Source organism: Cedecea colo, assembly GCF_011808225.1.
Taxonomy (GTDB): domain Bacteria; phylum Pseudomonadota; class Gammaproteobacteria; order Enterobacterales; family Enterobacteriaceae; genus Dryocola; species Dryocola colo.
Window position 1 is genome coordinate 584,544 of record NZ_SOYS01000001.1, and the last position, 14,941, is coordinate 599,484.

The 14,941-nt window shown below is 54.8% G+C and carries 16 protein-coding genes and 1 pseudogene; 13 read left to right on the plus strand and 4 right to left on the minus strand.

Features of this window, described 5'->3' with window-relative positions:
• Positions 1–115: 115 nt before the first annotated feature.
• The gene (locus E2L00_RS02620; RefSeq protein WP_167606574.1) at positions 116–1,528 is read left to right on the plus strand and encodes an aminotransferase-like domain-containing protein; all 1,413 of its coding nucleotides are present in this window, start codon (positions 116–118) and stop codon (positions 1,526–1,528) included.
• 27 nt (positions 1,529–1,555) lie between these two features.
• Here the strand turns inward: E2L00_RS02620 and E2L00_RS02625 are convergent, their stop codons facing one another.
• Positions 1,556–1,984 (minus strand): TOBE domain-containing protein, encoded by a 429-nt coding sequence (locus tag E2L00_RS02625; protein ID WP_167606577.1) that lies wholly within the window; start codon positions 1,982–1,984, stop codon positions 1,556–1,558.
• A 42-nt stretch (positions 1,985–2,026) separates the two neighbouring features.
• The gene (locus tag E2L00_RS02630; protein WP_167606580.1) at positions 2,027–2,413 is read right to left on the minus strand and encodes a VOC family protein; all 387 of its coding nucleotides are present in this window, start codon (positions 2,411–2,413) and stop codon (positions 2,027–2,029) included.
• A gap of 302 nt (positions 2,414–2,715) precedes the next feature.
• Between E2L00_RS02630 and ydcS the strand changes: the two genes are divergently transcribed.
• The 6 genes from ydcS (at position 2,716) to E2L00_RS02660 (ending at position 8,374) form a co-directional block, all read left to right on the plus strand.
• A complete protein-coding gene (gene ydcS, locus E2L00_RS02635) occupies positions 2,716–3,861 on the plus strand; it encodes a putative ABC transporter substrate-binding protein YdcS (RefSeq protein ID WP_167606583.1) in 1,146 nt (381 codons plus the stop codon).
• Between the two features lie 14 nt (positions 3,862–3,875).
• Entirely contained in the window at positions 3,876–4,889 is a 1,014-nt protein-coding gene (locus E2L00_RS02640) for an ABC transporter ATP-binding protein (protein WP_167606586.1), read from the plus strand.
• A gap of 43 nt (positions 4,890–4,932) precedes the next feature.
• Positions 4,933–5,835, plus strand: a complete 903-nt coding sequence (locus E2L00_RS02645; protein WP_420808828.1) for an ABC transporter permease — start codon at positions 4,933–4,935, stop codon at positions 5,833–5,835.
• On the plus strand, positions 5,825–6,631 hold the full coding sequence (locus E2L00_RS02650; RefSeq protein ID WP_167606589.1) for an ABC transporter permease: 807 nt from the start codon (positions 5,825–5,827) through the stop codon (positions 6,629–6,631). The genes E2L00_RS02645 and E2L00_RS02650 overlap by 11 nt, the downstream gene beginning before the upstream one ends.
• 18 nt (positions 6,632–6,649) lie before the next feature.
• Positions 6,650–8,074 (plus strand): aminobutyraldehyde dehydrogenase, encoded by a 1,425-nt coding sequence (gene patD, locus E2L00_RS02655; RefSeq protein WP_167606592.1) that lies wholly within the window; start codon positions 6,650–6,652, stop codon positions 8,072–8,074.
• Between the two features lie 126 nt (positions 8,075–8,200).
• Complete coding sequence (locus E2L00_RS02660) at positions 8,201–8,374, plus strand: GhoT/OrtT family toxin (RefSeq protein WP_167606596.1); 174 nt, start codon at positions 8,201–8,203, stop codon at positions 8,372–8,374.
• Positions 8,375–8,573: 199 nt separating this feature from the next.
• Here E2L00_RS02660 and E2L00_RS02665 read toward each other — a convergent pair.
• Positions 8,574–8,878, minus strand: a pseudogene (locus E2L00_RS02665) (Rrf2 family transcriptional regulator); the annotation flags it as partial.
• A 65-nt stretch (positions 8,879–8,943) separates the two neighbouring features.
• On the opposite strand from E2L00_RS02665, the gene yqfB reads away from it, so the two are divergent.
• The gene (gene yqfB / locus E2L00_RS02670) at positions 8,944–9,258 is read left to right on the plus strand and encodes a N(4)-acetylcytidine aminohydrolase (protein ID WP_167606602.1); all 315 of its coding nucleotides are present in this window, start codon (positions 8,944–8,946) and stop codon (positions 9,256–9,258) included.
• A 78-nt stretch (positions 9,259–9,336) separates the two neighbouring features.
• Here yqfB and E2L00_RS02675 read toward each other — a convergent pair whose 3' ends face one another.
• A complete protein-coding gene (locus E2L00_RS02675) occupies positions 9,337–9,552 on the minus strand; it encodes an HP1242/YdcH family protein (RefSeq protein WP_167606606.1) in 216 nt (71 codons plus the stop codon).
• A gap of 268 nt (positions 9,553–9,820) precedes the next feature.
• Here E2L00_RS02675 and E2L00_RS02680 point away from each other — a divergent pair, with 268 nt between their 5' ends.
• From E2L00_RS02680 to E2L00_RS02700, 5 genes are all read left to right on the plus strand, one after another.
• Positions 9,821–10,585 (plus strand): siderophore-interacting protein, encoded by a 765-nt coding sequence (locus E2L00_RS02680; RefSeq protein WP_167606609.1) that lies wholly within the window; start codon positions 9,821–9,823, stop codon positions 10,583–10,585.
• Positions 10,586–10,595: 10 nt separating this feature from the next.
• Positions 10,596–11,168 (plus strand): PadR family transcriptional regulator, encoded by a 573-nt coding sequence (locus tag E2L00_RS02685; protein ID WP_167606612.1) that lies wholly within the window; start codon positions 10,596–10,598, stop codon positions 11,166–11,168.
• Between the two features lie 129 nt (positions 11,169–11,297).
• Positions 11,298–12,968: a methyl-accepting chemotaxis protein gene (tsr, locus tag E2L00_RS02690; protein ID WP_167606615.1), complete on the plus strand. Its 1,671-nt coding sequence runs from the start codon at positions 11,298–11,300 to the stop codon at positions 12,966–12,968.
• Positions 12,969–13,296: 328 nt separating this feature from the next.
• Positions 13,297–13,632 carry a helix-turn-helix domain-containing protein gene (locus tag E2L00_RS02695; protein ID WP_167606618.1) on the plus strand — a complete coding sequence of 112 codons (336 nt, stop codon included), beginning with the start codon at positions 13,297–13,299 and terminating at the stop codon, positions 13,630–13,632.
• Positions 13,629–14,894 (plus strand): type II toxin-antitoxin system HipA family toxin, encoded by a 1,266-nt coding sequence (locus E2L00_RS02700; protein WP_167606621.1) that lies wholly within the window; start codon positions 13,629–13,631, stop codon positions 14,892–14,894. The genes E2L00_RS02695 and E2L00_RS02700 overlap by 4 nt, the downstream gene beginning before the upstream one ends.
• Positions 14,895–14,941 lie beyond the last annotated feature (47 nt).

The following is a 14,941-nucleotide window of genomic DNA, read 5'->3' on the forward strand; positions in this document are numbered from 1 at the left end:
TATGGTAGTCCCTCGCCTCAGTCAGGGTCAGAAACAGTAAACGCTTATTTGACTATAACAGTTAATGAAAAAAGCGTATTTTTAACCGGGTGATATAGTTACGGACAAGAGATCAATGAAAAAGTATCAGCGGCTGGCGCAACAAATTATAGACCAGATAGCGCTGGGGGTTTGGTTGCCGGGGGATCGCCTGCCGTCTTTGCGCGAACAGGTTGCCCACAGCGGCATGAGTTTTATGACCGTGGGGCATGCGTATCAGGTGCTGGAAAGCCAGGGTGTGGTTGTAGCGCGCCCGCAATCCGGCTATTACGTTGCGCCGCGCCCGGTTATCCGCGCTACGCCTGCGCCAGTAAAAGTGATGCGCGACGAGGCCGTAGATATCAACACCTATATCTTTGACGTTTTGCAGGCAAGCTGTGATGCTTCCGTGGTGCCGTTTGGCTCCGCGTTTCCCGATCCGCGCCTGTTTCCTTTGCAGCAGCTAAACCGGTCGCTTGCCACGGTCAGCAAAACGGCCACGGCCATGAGCGTTATTGAAAGCCTGCCTCCGGGTAACGAAGCCCTGCGCCACGCCATCGCCCGTCGCTATGCGCAGCAGGGAATGCAGGTTTCCCCCGATGAGATTGTTATCACCGCGGGTGCTCTGGAGGCGTTAAACCTCAGCCTGCAGGCCGTGACCGAGCCAGGCGACTGGGTAATAGTGGAAAATCCGTGTTTTTACGGCGCGCTTCAGGCGCTGGAACGCCTGCGTCTTAAGGCGCTTTCGGTAGCGACTGACCCGGAAAACGGCATCGATCTTACGGCCCTGAAGCAAGCCCTGAACGATTATCCCGTGAAGGCGTGCTGGCTGATGACCAACAGCCAGAACCCTCTGGGCGTGACGCTTTCGCCGGAGAAAAAACGCCAGCTTGTTTCGCTCCTGCAGGAACATAACGTCACGCTGATTGAGGACGACGTTTACAGCGAGCTGTATTACGGGCGTGAACGTCCGTTGCCCGCCCGGGCATGGGATGAGCAGGGAATGACGCTGCACTGCTCGTCGTTCTCAAAATGTCTTGTCGCAGGTTTTCGTATTGGTTGGGTGGCCGCAGGCAGGCATGCGCGGCGCATCCAACAGCTACAGTTAATGAGCACGCTGTCCACCAGTTCGCCCATGCAGCTGGCGCTGGTAGATTATCTGGCGACCAAACGTTACGACACCCATCTGAAGCGCTTAAGAAGAACGCTGGCGGAACGTAAACAACAGGCGTGGCAGGCGCTGCATACGCTTTTGCCTGCGGAGGTAAAAATCCATCGCAGCGAAAGCGGCTATTTTTTATGGCTTGAACTGCCGGAATATATGAATGCAAGCCTGCTCAGCGAACAGGCCATCGCGCATAAAATCAGTATCGCACCGGGGAAAATGTTTACTACCGGCCGCGCCTGGGATAACTATTTTCGTCTCAACGCCTCATGGGCCTGGGGCGAAAGAGAACAGCAGGCCATAGTGACGTTGTCACATTTGATTGAATCACAGCGTAAAGCATAAAGGCGGATCGCTTGCTGCCGTCCGTTATTACTTCTTCACCGCCAGCAAAACGGAAGATGCCTTAATCAGCGCGATTAAGCGGCTGCCATTTTTCAGCGCCATTTCATCGACGGCTTCGTTAGTGATAACAGCGGTCAGTTCCGTTCCACCGTCGACGGATACATTTACCGTGGTGCTTACCGCGCCTCTCAACAGCGAAAGTACGGAGCCTGCGAACTGGTTGCGTGCGGAAAACTGATAGCCGCAATCTTCGGTAGCCAGCGTGACCCAGGGAGCTTTGATCAGAGCGATAACCTCTTTGCCGGGTTTCAAATCCAGCGCCTGCACGCTGTTGCGCGTAACAACGGCTATCAGTTTGCCTCCGCTGTTTAGCGTGATTTCTACTTCGTCATTTATCGCGCCATCGGCAATGTGGCTGACTTTGCCCGTTAACTGGTTGCGAGAAGAGATGGTCATAGAGCCTCCGGAAGAATAAAAGTTAGTCTTAAGCGTAGAACATCAGGATGTGATCTCAATCAGATTGCCATCCGGGTCGGCAATCACGGCTTCGTAAAAACCGTCGCCGGTCCAGCGTGCGGCATGAACCAGGGCGTCAGATGATTTGAGCGCTGCGGCCAGTCTGTCGACGGCCTCGACGGAGCCCAGGCTTATGGCGATATGCGCCCAGCCGGTGCGGTTGTCTTCACGAGGCGGCTTATCAACCAGGCCTGGCAGCGTCATGAGTTCAAGCGCCGGGCCATTCTCCAGGGTGACGAAGCGCGAGACAAAGCCTGCACGCCGTTTTGAATGATAAGCCTCACCCAGGGTAGCGTTAAAATGCTGACGCCAGAAACTGGCGGCACGATCCAGATCGTTGGTCCATAACGCGATATGAGCAACCTGCACTTTCCACCTCCATCCATATGAAATTTTTATAATTACCTAAAACAGGCCGCTTACGGAAGCGGCGCATTCATATGCTGTCTACGCTTGAAAAATCATCCCTTACGGTACCCTGGAGCGGTTAAATCTGCTAAGAGTCCCGGTCAGTTTTACTGCGCGGTCTATCACAACCTGACGAAATTTACGCCTGCCGCCATGCTCGTCATATTGGCGCAGACTATTGTTTTTTTACGGGGATTTTTTCGTGCTTCCGCGCCTGTATCCAGCCGCGCGCCGCTTTTATCTTTCAGACAGGAGTACCAGCAATGCGTACAAAACAGGCTCTGTGGACCCTTTCCTCCCTCTGTTTGACCGTGCTCTCAGCGCAGGCGGCGGGGCTTCCCACTCAGATTGGCGAAGGCGAAGGACAGTTAGATATCATCGCCTGGCCGGGCTATATCGAACGGGGCGATACCGATAAACAGTATGACTGGGTGACCGGTTTTGAGAAAGAAACCGGCTGCAAGGTGAATGTCAAAACGGCGGCCACCTCCGATGAGATGGTAAGCCTGATGGCGAAAGGCGGTTACGATCTGGTGACGGCCTCGGGCGATGCGTCGCTGCGCCTTATCATGGGAAAACGCGTTCAGCCGATTAATACAGCGCTTATCCCGAACTGGAAGGATGTCGATCCCCGTCTGGAGAAAGGCTCCTGGTTTAACGTCGATGGGAAAGTCTACGGCACGCCTTATCAGTGGGGGCCAAACCTGCTGATGTACAACACCAAAACGTTCCCGACGCCGCCGGATAGCTGGGGCGTGCTGTTTGTAAAACAAAATCTGCCGGATGGCAAAACAAACCAGGGCCGCGTGCAGGCCTACGACGGCCCGATTTATATCGCGGATGCGGCGCTTTATGTCAAGGCCACTCAGCCACAGCTTGGCATCAAGGATCCGTATCAGCTCACCGAAGATCAATATCAGGCGGTGCTGAAAGTGCTGCGCGATCAGCATGCCCTGATCCATCGCTACTGGCACGATACCACCGTGCAGATGAGCGATTTCAAAAATGAGGGCGTAGTGGCCTCCAGCGCCTGGCCTTATCAGGCTAACGCCCTGAAAGGAGAAGGCCAGCCCATTGCCACCGTGTTCCCGAAAGAAGGCGTCACCGGCTGGGCGGATACCACCATGCTGCATGCCGATGCGAAGCATATGAACTGCGCCTATAAATGGATGAACTGGTCGCTTAAGCCAAAAGTGCAGGGGGATGTGGCGGCGTGGTTTGGCTCGCTGCCGGTTGTCGCTCAGGGGTGCAAAGCGAGCCAGCTTCTGGGTGATAAAGGCTGTGAAACCAACGGCTACGACTTCTTCGACAAAATCATGTTCTGGAAAACGCCCGTGGCCAGCGGCGGTAAGTTTGTCCCTTACAGCCGCTGGACGCAGGACTACATCGCCATTATGGGCGGCCGTTAAACCCGGAGGTTGGGATGTCTTACGCCGTTCAGTTTCATAATGTTTCGCGGGTTTATGGTGATGTGCGCGCCGTGGACGGCGTGTCCATTGATATCGCCGACGGGGAGTTCTTCTCGCTGCTTGGGCCTTCCGGCTCGGGCAAAACCACCTGCCTGCGGATGATTGCCGGTTTTGAGCAGGTTTCCAGCGGCACACTCTCTCTGTTCGGCCAGCCGGCACAGGAGGTGCCGCCGTATCAGCGCGATGTGAATACGGTGTTTCAGGATTATGCCTTGTTCCCGCATATGACGGTGCTGGAAAACGTCGCTTATGGGCTGATGGTGAAAGGTATCGATAAGAAAACCCGGCAGGCCGCGGCCCAGGCGGCGCTTGAGCAGGTTGCGCTCGGATTTGTTCATGCCCGCAAACCGTCGCAGCTTTCTGGCGGGCAGCGTCAGCGCGTGGCTTTAGCGCGTGCGCTGGTTAATCGTCCCCGCGTACTGCTGCTTGATGAGCCGCTTGGCGCGCTTGATTTGAAGCTGCGCGAGCAGATGCAGGGCGAGCTGAAAAAACTCCAGCGCGAACTGGGCATCACTTTTATCTTCGTCACCCACGATCAGAGCGAAGCGCTCTCCATGTCCGATCGCGTGGCGGTGTTCAATAACGGACGCATTGAGCAGGTCGATACGCCGCGCCAGCTTTATATGCAGCCGCGCACGGCGTTTGTCGCCAGCTTTGTCGGCACCTCGAACGTTATCGCGCCCGAACTGGCGGCGAAGCTCTGCGGTCAGCAAAGCCTATTTTCACTGCGCCCGGAGCATATTGTTATCGACAGTGAAGGGGAGATTCAGGCCGCTGGGACGGTGCAGGAGATCCATTACCAGGGAGCTGCCACGCGGCTGGAATTGCGTCTGGCCGGAGGTGAAAAGCTGCTGGTCAGCGAGGCTAATCCGCAGCGGCTTATCGCTGATGAGCGCTATCAGATTGGGCAACAGGTAACGGCGGCTTGGCCGCGTGCGGCTATGGTGCCGCTGCACGGAGAAGGATGAAATGGATATGAGCCTTCCCGCCGCCCGGAACGAGCGACGTTTGATGCGTCGCCTGGCCACCTTCCTCTGGCAGCGCCCGGCGTTCTGGCTGGCGCTGCTACTGTTGCCGCCGCTGCTGTGGTTCGGCGTGATTTATTTTGGATCGCTGCTGACGCTGCTCTGGCAGGGCTTCTATACCTTCGACGATTTCACCATGTCGGTGACGCCGGATCTGACGCTGGCAAACCTGACGGCGCTTTTCCACCCGGCCAACTACGACATTATTTTACGCACGCTCATCATGGCGATAGCCGTCACGCTGGCAAGCGCGGTACTGGCCTTTCCGATGGCGTATTACATGGCGCGCTACACCAGCGGCAAGCTAAAGGCGTTCTTTTATATCGCAGTGATGCTGCCGATGTGGGCGAGCTACATCGTCAAGGCTTATGCCTGGACGCTGCTGCTGGCGCGCGATGGCGTGGCGCAGTGGTTTTTACAGCATCTTGGGCTGGAGCCGGTGCTGAGCGCGATACTGACGCTTCCCGCCGTGGGCGGCAACACGCTGTCCACCTCGGGGCTAGGACGTTTCCTGGTGTTTGTCTATATCTGGCTGCCGTTTATGATTTTGCCGATCCAGGCAGCGCTTGAGCGGCTACCGCCTTCTTTGCTTCAGGCTTCTGCGGATCTGGGCGCGCGGCCAACGCAAACGTTCCGCCACGTTATTCTTCCGCTCGCCATTCCGGGCGTGGCGGCGGGGTCAATTTTCACCTTTTCCTTAACGCTCGGCGACTTCATTGTGCCGCAGCTGGTGGGGCCGCCGGGATATTTCATCGGCAATATGGTTTATTCCCAGCAGGGGGCGATTGGCAACATGCCGATGGCGGCGGCTTTTACGCTGGTGCCCATTGTGCTGATCGCCATTTATTTGACGATCGTTAAACGTCTGGGGGCCTTCGATGCACTCTGAACGCGCGCCGCTGCTGCTAAAGATTGCCGCCTGGGGCGGAGTGATCTTTCTGCATTTTCCACTGCTCATTATCGCGCTTTACGCGTTTAACACCGAAGAGGCAGCTTTCAGCTTTCCACCGCAGGGTTTGACGCTGCGCTGGTTTAGCGTTGCGGCGGCGCGGGGCGACGTCCTTGTTGCCGTGACGTTGTCACTTAAGGTTGCCGCGCTGGCGACTATAATTGCTTTGATCCTCGGCACGCTGGCCGCTGCAGCCCTCTGGCGACGCGAATTTTTCGGCAAGAACGCCATCTCTTTGTTGATGCTGCTGCCCATTGCGCTGCCGGGCATTATCACCGGTATCGCGCTGCTTACCGCGTTTAAAACGCTGAGCATTGAGCCGGGATTTCTCACCATCGTAACGGGGCATGCCACTTTCTGCGTGGTGATTGTTTTCAACAACGTGATTGCACGTTTTCGACGCACCTCTTACAGCCTGATTGAGGCGTCGATGGATTTGGGCGCAGACGGCTGGCAAACCTTCCGCTATGTGATGTTGCCGAATCTGGGTTCGGCGCTGCTGGCAGGCGGCATGCTGGCTTTTGCGCTGTCGTTTGATGAAATTATCGTCACTACCTTTACCGCCGGACATGAACGTACCTTGCCGCTGTGGCTGCTTAATCAGCTCGGCAGGCCGCGTGAAGTGCCCGTGACCAACGTGGTCGCTCTGCTGGTAATGTTGATGACCACCATTCCTATTTTAGGGGCGTACTGGCTGAGCCGCGGCGGAGATGACGTTGCGGGCAGCGGGAAATAACTTGAGAAGGGTATCGCTATGCAAAGCCAACTGTTGATCGATGGCCAGTTAGTGGAAGGACTGGGTGAAAAGCTGCCGGTTTATAATCCGGCCACCGGTGAGGTGCTGCTGGAGATAGCAGAAGCCACCGTAGAGCAGGTTAACGATGCGGTGCTCGCGGCGGACGCGGCCTTCCGAAGCTGGGGGCAAACCACGCCAAAAGAGCGCGCCGAGCATCTTTTAAAGCTCGCCGACGTGATTGAACAAAACGCGGAAACGTTTGCCCGGCTGGAATCGCTTAACTGCGGTAAACCACAGCACTGCGCTCTGAATGATGAGATCCCGGCGGTTGTGGATGTATTCCGTTTTTTTGCCGGGGCAAGCCGTTGTCTGAATGGCCTTGCCGCCGGAGAATATCTGAGCGGGCACACCTCGATGGTTCGCCGCGATCCCGTAGGCGTCGTGGCCTCTATTGCTCCCTGGAACTATCCGTTGATGATGGCGGCCTGGAAGCTTGGCCCCGCGCTCGCAGCGGGAAATTGCGTGGTTATCAAACCTTCGGAAATTACGCCGCTGACCGCGTTGAAGCTTGCCGAACTGGCGAAAGATATTTTTCCGGCGGGCGTGCTGAACGTGCTGTTCGGCCGCGGGCAGACGGTAGGCGATGCGCTGACCGGGCATACAAAAGTACGTATGGTTTCGCTCACCGGCTCTATCGCCACGGGTGAGCACATCATCAGCCACACCGCGCCGTCAATTAAGCGCACGCATATGGAGCTGGGCGGCAAAGCGCCGGTTATCGTATTTGACGATGCGGATCTGGATGCCGTAGTAGAAGGCGTGCGCACCTTTGGCTATTACAACGCCGGGCAGGACTGCACCGCGGCCTGCCGTATCTACGCGCAAACAGGCATTTACGACAAGCTGGTCGAAAAGCTTGCTGCGGCCGTCGCAAGCCTGAAATATGGCGCGCCGGCAGAGGAATCTACGGAACTTGGACCATTGAGTTCTCAGGCGCATCTTGAGCGGGTGAGCAAAGCGGTGGATGCCGCCAAAGCCTTAGCGCATATCAAAGTCGTGACGGGCGGAGCGAAGGTTGAAGGGCCGGGATATTACTTCCAGCCGACGCTGCTTGCCGGAGCAAAACAGGAAGATGATATCGTCCAGAAAGAGATCTTCGGCCCGGTAGTGAGCGTGACATCCTTTAACGACGAAGAGCAGGTGCTGGACTGGGCGAACGATTCTCCTTACGGGCTGGCATCATCTGTCTGGACGCAGGATGTAGGGCGCGCGCATCGCCTGAGCGCCAGGCTGCAATACGGCTGCACCTGGGTTAACACGCACTTTATGCTGGTCAGCGAAATGCCGCATGGCGGGCAGAAGCTCTCGGGCTACGGCAAGGATATGTCCCTGTTCGGGCTTGAGGACTACACCGTAATCCGGCACGTGATGATTAAGCATTAGGCGACTTGCTATCGAAAGGCGGGTAAGCGTACACGCCACTCGCCTCGCCGCTTGTTGAAAACTTGATCTACTTCATAAAAAAAGAGCATAATTTGCTAAATTCCTTATCAGCTTGTAAAAATTTGTATGACGCTTTATCAACATATGTTGGTTTTTTACGCCTTAATGTCGTTAATCTCTGCCTTTATTACCTGGTTTCTCGCCCGCGACAGTAAACGAATCAAACTGTTAAGTTCTGTGCTGGTGGGCGCGACCTGGCCGATGAGCTTTCCCGTTGCGCTGATGTTCTCACTGTTCTGAGCAGAAGTCGTCAGGCGGGCCTGTGCAAAAAATGTGAGACAGGTTTTGTTTCTTGCCGGATGAGAAGGGTATGTTGAGCTCAGTACAGCGATGAAACGGAGGTGACTATCAGATTGACTCAGTTCCACAAGAGTAACTTCAGTTAAAACGCTAAAGGCCATCTCCATCGGATGGCCTTTTTTATTGGCTGGAAATCTGGTTACAGATGCTTAATCCCCGCAGTGCGTCTGCCGCGGATCCAGTCATGCACTTCCACCACGAACGCATCGGGAGCTTTACGAAACACGCGGCGGGATAAACCCAGGATGGTATGCTGCGCCAGCGCTTCTTCCGTGCATTGCTGGGCGGTATTCATCGCGGCGCGAATGCCGCAGATCCCTTCGCAGCCCCACTCGGGCGGGGATTCACGCGGCGAGACGCTGGCGGATCCCATTGCATACTCTTCTGGCCGTTGATGGCGACGACGATATCCAGCACGGTTATCTGTTCCGGCAGGCGCGCCAGTGGCGACATTTGTCTGAGCAACGGTAAGATATACGCATCCCGAATAAATTTCACAGGAAGCCGTCATGAACGACATTACTTTTTTCCAGCGCTTTGAGGCTGACATCGTTACAGGCCGCAAAACCATCACGCTACGTGATGAAGCAGAATCCCATTTCCGTCCGGGACAGCGTTTACGCGTCGGGCGGTATGAAGACGATGTTTTTTTCTGCACTATCGACGTGAAAAGCGTGGTGCCCGTGATGCTTAGCGAGCTGACAGAGGAGCACGCCCGCCAGGAAAACATGACGTTGCCGCAGCTCAAGGAAGTGATTGGCGAAATTTATCCGGGCCTTAACGAGCTGTACGTTATCTCGTTTGAACGGGTAATAGCGGATTAATATAGAACCCAGCTGCGAAATTTCCCCGGAGCGGGGTAAAAACCACGAGGAAGGGAAGCGTCCCTTCCTCGAAAAAGCTTACCGGCTGGCCTGCTTTAACATCTGATAAAGTTCGTCTTTCAGCCTCAGTTTCTCTTTTTTCATCTGCATAACCTTTTCATTGTAACCCGTACCTTGCGGGCCTTCCCTGCGCAAAATTTCATGGTTGAGCTGATTGTGTTTATCGAAAAGGCTGAGAAAGCGGGGATTGGCGGATTTTAGCTCGGCGATCAGTTCGCGGTATTCAGGAAACATTTCAAACCTCCCTGGACGGTGAGTCGATGGATGGAGTGTGACCAGGCGTACTTCAATAATGCCATAGCCAGTCTAGTTACGTGCCGGGGCGAAAGGGAAGCTTTGAATCGTATGGGTTTGTCAATTTGCGATCCCGGTAGCGGGATGCCGCAACGGTTACCTCTCCTCGTTTCTCTATTCGTTAACCCCGCAATTTGATAAAGACAAGCCGTTTTACGTGTGCTAAAACATGTCTGTGATATATTTTAAAAACCAAAAAGAGCACCCTATGAACCCACAACAAAGCAAATCTAAATTACCGAAACGCGTCAAAAACGAGCTGAAATTTCGAGAGTTAACCGTTAAAAGCAAACAGACGGTCGCTGAATGCTTCTACCGTATTGTGTTTACTGGCGAACAGCTTGCTGGCTTCACCTCCCTGGGCTTTGACGACCATGTCAAAGTGTTCTTCCCGGACAGCGACGGCAAACTTGTACTGCCAGAAATCACCAGCGAAGGCATCCAGTGGGGTGACGGGCCGCGTCCGGTCTCGCGCGACTACACGCCGCTGGCGTTTGATGCCGCGAGCAACGAACTGACTATCGACTTTTACATTCACGACGGCGGCGTGGCGAGCAACTGGGCAACGGCGGCGAAAGAGGGCGACACGCTCATAATCGGCGGGCCTCGCGGATCGCTTGTTATCCCAACCGACTATCGCTGGCAACTTTATGTCTGCGACGAAAGCGGCTTACCGGCAGTGCGCCGCCGCCTGCTGTCCCTGCCCGTAAATATTATCCCGCAGGTGCTGGTGAATAGCCGTCACAGCGGAACCCGGTCGTACCTGAGCGAGTTTACCGGCGCTAAGATTGAATGGCTTGATGGCGAAGCGATTGCCGGGAAGCTAAAAAATCTCGCTGTTCCCGCTGAGGACTATTTCATATGGATAACCGGCGAAGGCGAAGAGGTAAAACGCCTTAACGATGGCCTGCTGGCCTCCCATACTCTGGACGCGGATTACGTGCGTGCCGTGGCCTACTGGCACAATAAATAGGAGATTAATTATGCGCACTCACCATTTATTACATACGCACCGTGAAAAACATGAAAAACAGGGTATTCACGGCGGACACGGACATCACGGCGGCCATGCAGAAGGCCGGGGACGTCCACGCCGTGAAAGGCTATTTGACGCGCAAGATATTCGCCTGCTGATGCTAAATTTTCTTTCCGCAAGCCCCGCGCACGGTTATGAGTTAATCAAATCCATTGAAGCGCTGGCCGGCGGAGAGTATGTGCCAAGCCCCGGTATTATTTATCCTAACCTGACGCTGCTTGAAGAGACGGGCGCTATCCGGGCTGCGGATTCTGCGGGGGGTAAAAAAATCTGGCAGCTGACGGAAGAAGGTAAAACGTCACTCGAACAGCAGCGAGAAGACGTCACCGCTGTCATAAACCGCCTGGCTTCGCTTGGCGTGCTGGGTGATAACCGCCGTATCCCCGAGGTGCAGCGTGCAATCCATAATTTTAAGCTTGCGCTTAATACAAAGCTGGCTAAGGGCGATATCCCGAAAGAGACGCTGTATAAAATTATCGATACTCTCGATCAGGCTGCGAAAGACATCGAACGTAGCTGACCTTTCGTCCGTCGTCCCGGTATCGGGACGACGCATTATTTTCTCGGTTTAACAGAAACAATAAGCATAAAGTTATTTCCTGACACGCCGATATATCCCGTGTATCTGTCGTAATTAGAATGGAAACCCATGTTAAATCGTATAAAAGTGGTAACCAGCCTGTTCTTTGTGCTGGGGTTATTCGGTCTCTTACAATTAACGTCTGGCGGTTTGTTCTTTAACGCCCTGAAAAATGACAAGGAAAATTTCACCGTTCTGCAAACCATCCGCCAGCAGCAGTCCACGCTGAATGGCAGCTGGGTCGCACTGCTGCAAACCCGTAATACCCTTAACCGTGCCGGGATCCGCTATATGATGGATACCACCAACACCGGCAGCGGCTCGACGGTAAACGAACTGATGCAAAGCGCCAGCGTTTCTCTGAAGCGTGCCGAAGAGCAATGGGCCGCTTATGAAGTTCTTCCTCGCGACCCACGTCAAAGCGACGAGGCGACGCGGGAGATCAAGCGTAACTACGATATTTACCACGGTGCGCTTGCCGAGCTTATCCAGTTACTGGGCGCGGGTAAAATCAACGCATTCTTTGACCAGCCCACTCAGAAATATCAGGATGGTTTTGAGCAGCAGTACGTCAGTTACCTCGATCAGAACGACCGTCTCTATCAGCTGGCCGTTGATGATAATAATAGCTCCTACAACATGGCTATCTGGCTCCTGATAGCGATCCTGCTTGTCGTGCTGGTGGCGATCGTTATCGTCTGGTTGGGCATAAAAACTACGCTTCTCGCGCCGTTAAACAGCCTGATTGCGAATATTCGTCATATTGCCAGCGGCGATCTGGCGCGCAAAATTGAGGTAGAAGGCACCAACGAAATGGGGCAACTGGCAGACAGCCTGAGAAACATGCAGGCCGAACTGGTTACCACCGTGGGCGATGTGCGTAACGGCGCGGACGCTATTTACAGCGGCGCAAGCGAGATTTCCATGGGCAACAACGATCTCTCTTCCCGTACCGAGCAGCAGGCGGCTTCGCTGGAAGAAACCGCGGCCAGCATGGAAGAGCTCACGGCGACCGTTAAGCAAAACGCCGAAAACGCCCGTCAGGCAAGCCAGCTTGCATTAAGCGCCTCTGAAACCGCACAGAAGGGCGGCAAAGTGGTGGATAACGTCGTGCGTACCATGAACGATATCGCCGGCAGCTCCAAAAAAATTGCTGATATCACAAGCGTTATCGACGGCATCGCATTCCAGACCAATATTCTGGCGCTGAACGCCGCCGTTGAGGCCGCTCGCGCCGGTGAGCAGGGTCGTGGTTTTGCTGTTGTGGCGGGCGAAGTGCGTAACCTGGCACAGCGTAGCGCCCAGGCGGCAAAAGAGATTAAGAGTCTGATTGAAGACTCGGTCAACAAAGTTGATACCGGTTCCACGCTTGTGGAAAGTGCGGGTGAAACGATGGAAGAAATCGTGAATGCCGTTACGCGTGTAACCGATATCATGGGCGAAATCGCCTCTGCTTCCGATGAGCAGAGTCGTGGCATCGACCAGGTAGGGCTGGCCGTTTCTGAAATGGACCGCGTAACCCAGCAGAACGCCGCCCTGGTGGAAGAGTCCGCCGCCGCTGCCGCCGCGCTTGAAGAGCAGGCCAGCCGTCTGACGCAGGCCGTATCAGTATTTCGTATTACGCATAATGCCGTTAAAGAGAAACGCGAGCTGAAGTCTCCAAAGCTCGCAGCCTCCACCGCTGCGCCGCGTAAACCTGTGCAAACCAGCACCACGGATGAAAACTGGGAAACCTTCTAATTTTCTCTTGCTGAATAAGGGCTGCTTTTGCAGCCCTTCAGACTGATGACAAACTCTCATCCACCGCAGGTTGAACCTATACAACCGAATAAAAAATAAGGAAAATCAACGGATTGATTTCCGGCTGATAATCACAAAGAAGGAAAAATCACGCTTTTTTCTTCTTTGTCAGCAATAAGGGCTGCTTTTGCAGCCCTTATTGCTTTTTTACGTCATTAAGAGCTTCTTACGGCGCTCTTATCTTTCTCCGGCACCGCTGCTTGTGTGCTATCATTAGAGCTTCATAGAAACCCCTTATCCCCGCTTTACCAATATAAGAGGTGTATTTGTGGCTCTTAACCTGTACACAGAAGCTGAACTGCTTGCCGAGCTTGGCCGCCGTCTACGCGACCAGCGTCTGCGTCGTAATTTGCTGCAGAAAACGCTTGCCGAAAAAGCCGGTATTTCTGTTTCCGCGCTGAAAAAACTCGAAGGCCAGGGAACAGGTTCGCTGGAAAACTTCATGAAGGTGGTTTATGCCCTGCGGCTGGAAAAAGAGCTGCAATCTCTTTTCGTACCCCAGCCGTTAACGATAGCCCAACTCGAAGCGTTACGGGCGCCTGCTCGCCAGCGCGCCCGCAAAGCCACACGCCCCAGGAAAATCGCCCGGGAGAGTAATTCATGATCTATCAACCGTTACGTAATTTAGAAGTTATCTATCGTGGATGGGGCGAAGAATGGGCGCTGGGCAGGCTGGCTGAAGGAACTGTCCGGGGCCGCTGGCTGTTTGAGTTCAGCGCAGAAGCGCTGGATCGGGGCATTGAATTTTCACCGCTCCAGCTTCCGCTGAGTGCGGAAACCTACGCTGATTTCGAGCCGCATCAGGAACGGCTACCCGGCTTTGTGGCCGATTCGCTTCCTGATGGCTGGGGGCGTCTGCTTATGGACAGGCTGCTGCGGCGAAACCAGTTTGAACCTGCCAGCGTCTCCGTGCTTGACCGTCTGGCTTTGCTGGGTGAAGACACCATGGGTGCGCTGACTTATCGTCCTTTGCTAAGCCTGCCGGATAAACAGGATGATGAATACAACATTCACAATCTGCGGGAGCTGGCGCAGGAAGTTCGGCAGGAAGTCACGGGTCAGCATTCCGATGCGTTACGTGAGCTGGTTCGTCTGGGCGGATCCCCGCACGGCGCGCGGCCTAAAGCCGTAGTTGAATACAACGCTATTACCGGTGATATGGGTACCACGCCGGTTGCTGGCTGCGAGCCCTGGCTGGTTAAGTTTCCGTCAGCGCAGGAAGAAGCCTGGGTATGCGCCATGGAAGAAATTTATGCCCGCATGGCCAGGCGGGCGGGTATTGAGTTTCCGGTCAGCCAGTATTTCAGGCTTGATGGCGGGCTGGCCGCCTTCGGCGTGCGCCGCTTTGACAGGCAAGCAGGCATGCGTATTCCTGTTCTAAGCATGGCGGGGGCGCTACACGCAGATTTTCGCCTGCCGGGCCTGGACTATACGCAAATCCTCAGAGCAACCAGCCTTATTACCCGAGACGTTAAAGAAAGAGAGGTTCAGGCTCGCCGCATGGTCTTTAACGTGTTGATGAATAACCGTGACGATCACGCGAAGAACTTCTCGTTTGTGCTGAACGAGGAAGGAGAATGGAAAGTTTCCCCGGCTTACGATTTAACGTTCCAGGACGGGCCGGGAGGCGAACATCAGTCCGCAGTCATGGGGCACGGCACGCGCATTACGCGCTCAATACTGTTAAAGGCGGCGCAAAACGCGGGCATCAACGCCAGCGTTATGAAGCCGATCATCGAAGAAGTCGCAGAGGTTGCCTGTGGATTTATCACCGTGGCAAATGAACTGGCGGATGACATCCCCCGCAATGAGATACGCGTTGTGGCCGGTCGCATCAACGAAAATCTGAGCGGGTTACGGAGGTAACCCACACAAACTATGGCTTTTCTTTGCCGGTTTTTAACTAACCAAAG

What these genes read in the sequence shown, in the direction of transcription:
- E2L00_RS02620 (WP_167606574.1), top strand. Translation starts at nt 116, where the DNA reads ATGAAAAAGTATCAGCGGCTGGCGCAACAAATTATAGACCAGATAGCG.
- E2L00_RS02625 (WP_167606577.1), bottom strand. Translation starts at nt 1,984, where the DNA reads ATGACCATCTCTTCTCGCAACCAGTTAACGGGCAAAGTCAGCCACATT.
- ydcS (WP_167606583.1), top strand. Translation starts at nt 2,716, where the DNA reads ATGCGTACAAAACAGGCTCTGTGGACCCTTTCCTCCCTCTGTTTGACC.
- E2L00_RS02640 (WP_167606586.1), top strand. Translation starts at nt 3,876, where the DNA reads ATGTCTTACGCCGTTCAGTTTCATAATGTTTCGCGGGTTTATGGTGAT.
- E2L00_RS02645 (WP_420808828.1), top strand. Translation starts at nt 4,933, where the DNA reads ATGCGTCGCCTGGCCACCTTCCTCTGGCAGCGCCCGGCGTTCTGGCTG.
- E2L00_RS02650 (WP_167606589.1), top strand. Translation starts at nt 5,825, where the DNA reads ATGCACTCTGAACGCGCGCCGCTGCTGCTAAAGATTGCCGCCTGGGGC.
- patD (WP_167606592.1), top strand. Translation starts at nt 6,650, where the DNA reads ATGCAAAGCCAACTGTTGATCGATGGCCAGTTAGTGGAAGGACTGGGT.
- E2L00_RS02660 (WP_167606596.1), top strand. Translation starts at nt 8,201, where the DNA reads ATGACGCTTTATCAACATATGTTGGTTTTTTACGCCTTAATGTCGTTA.
- yqfB (WP_167606602.1), top strand. Translation starts at nt 8,944, where the DNA reads ATGAACGACATTACTTTTTTCCAGCGCTTTGAGGCTGACATCGTTACA.
- E2L00_RS02675 (WP_167606606.1), bottom strand. Translation starts at nt 9,552, where the DNA reads ATGTTTCCTGAATACCGCGAACTGATCGCCGAGCTAAAATCCGCCAAT.
- E2L00_RS02680 (WP_167606609.1), top strand. Translation starts at nt 9,821, where the DNA reads ATGAACCCACAACAAAGCAAATCTAAATTACCGAAACGCGTCAAAAAC.
- E2L00_RS02685 (WP_167606612.1), top strand. Translation starts at nt 10,596, where the DNA reads ATGCGCACTCACCATTTATTACATACGCACCGTGAAAAACATGAAAAA.
- tsr (WP_167606615.1), top strand. Translation starts at nt 11,298, where the DNA reads ATGTTAAATCGTATAAAAGTGGTAACCAGCCTGTTCTTTGTGCTGGGG.
- E2L00_RS02700 (WP_167606621.1), top strand. Translation starts at nt 13,629, where the DNA reads ATGATCTATCAACCGTTACGTAATTTAGAAGTTATCTATCGTGGATGG.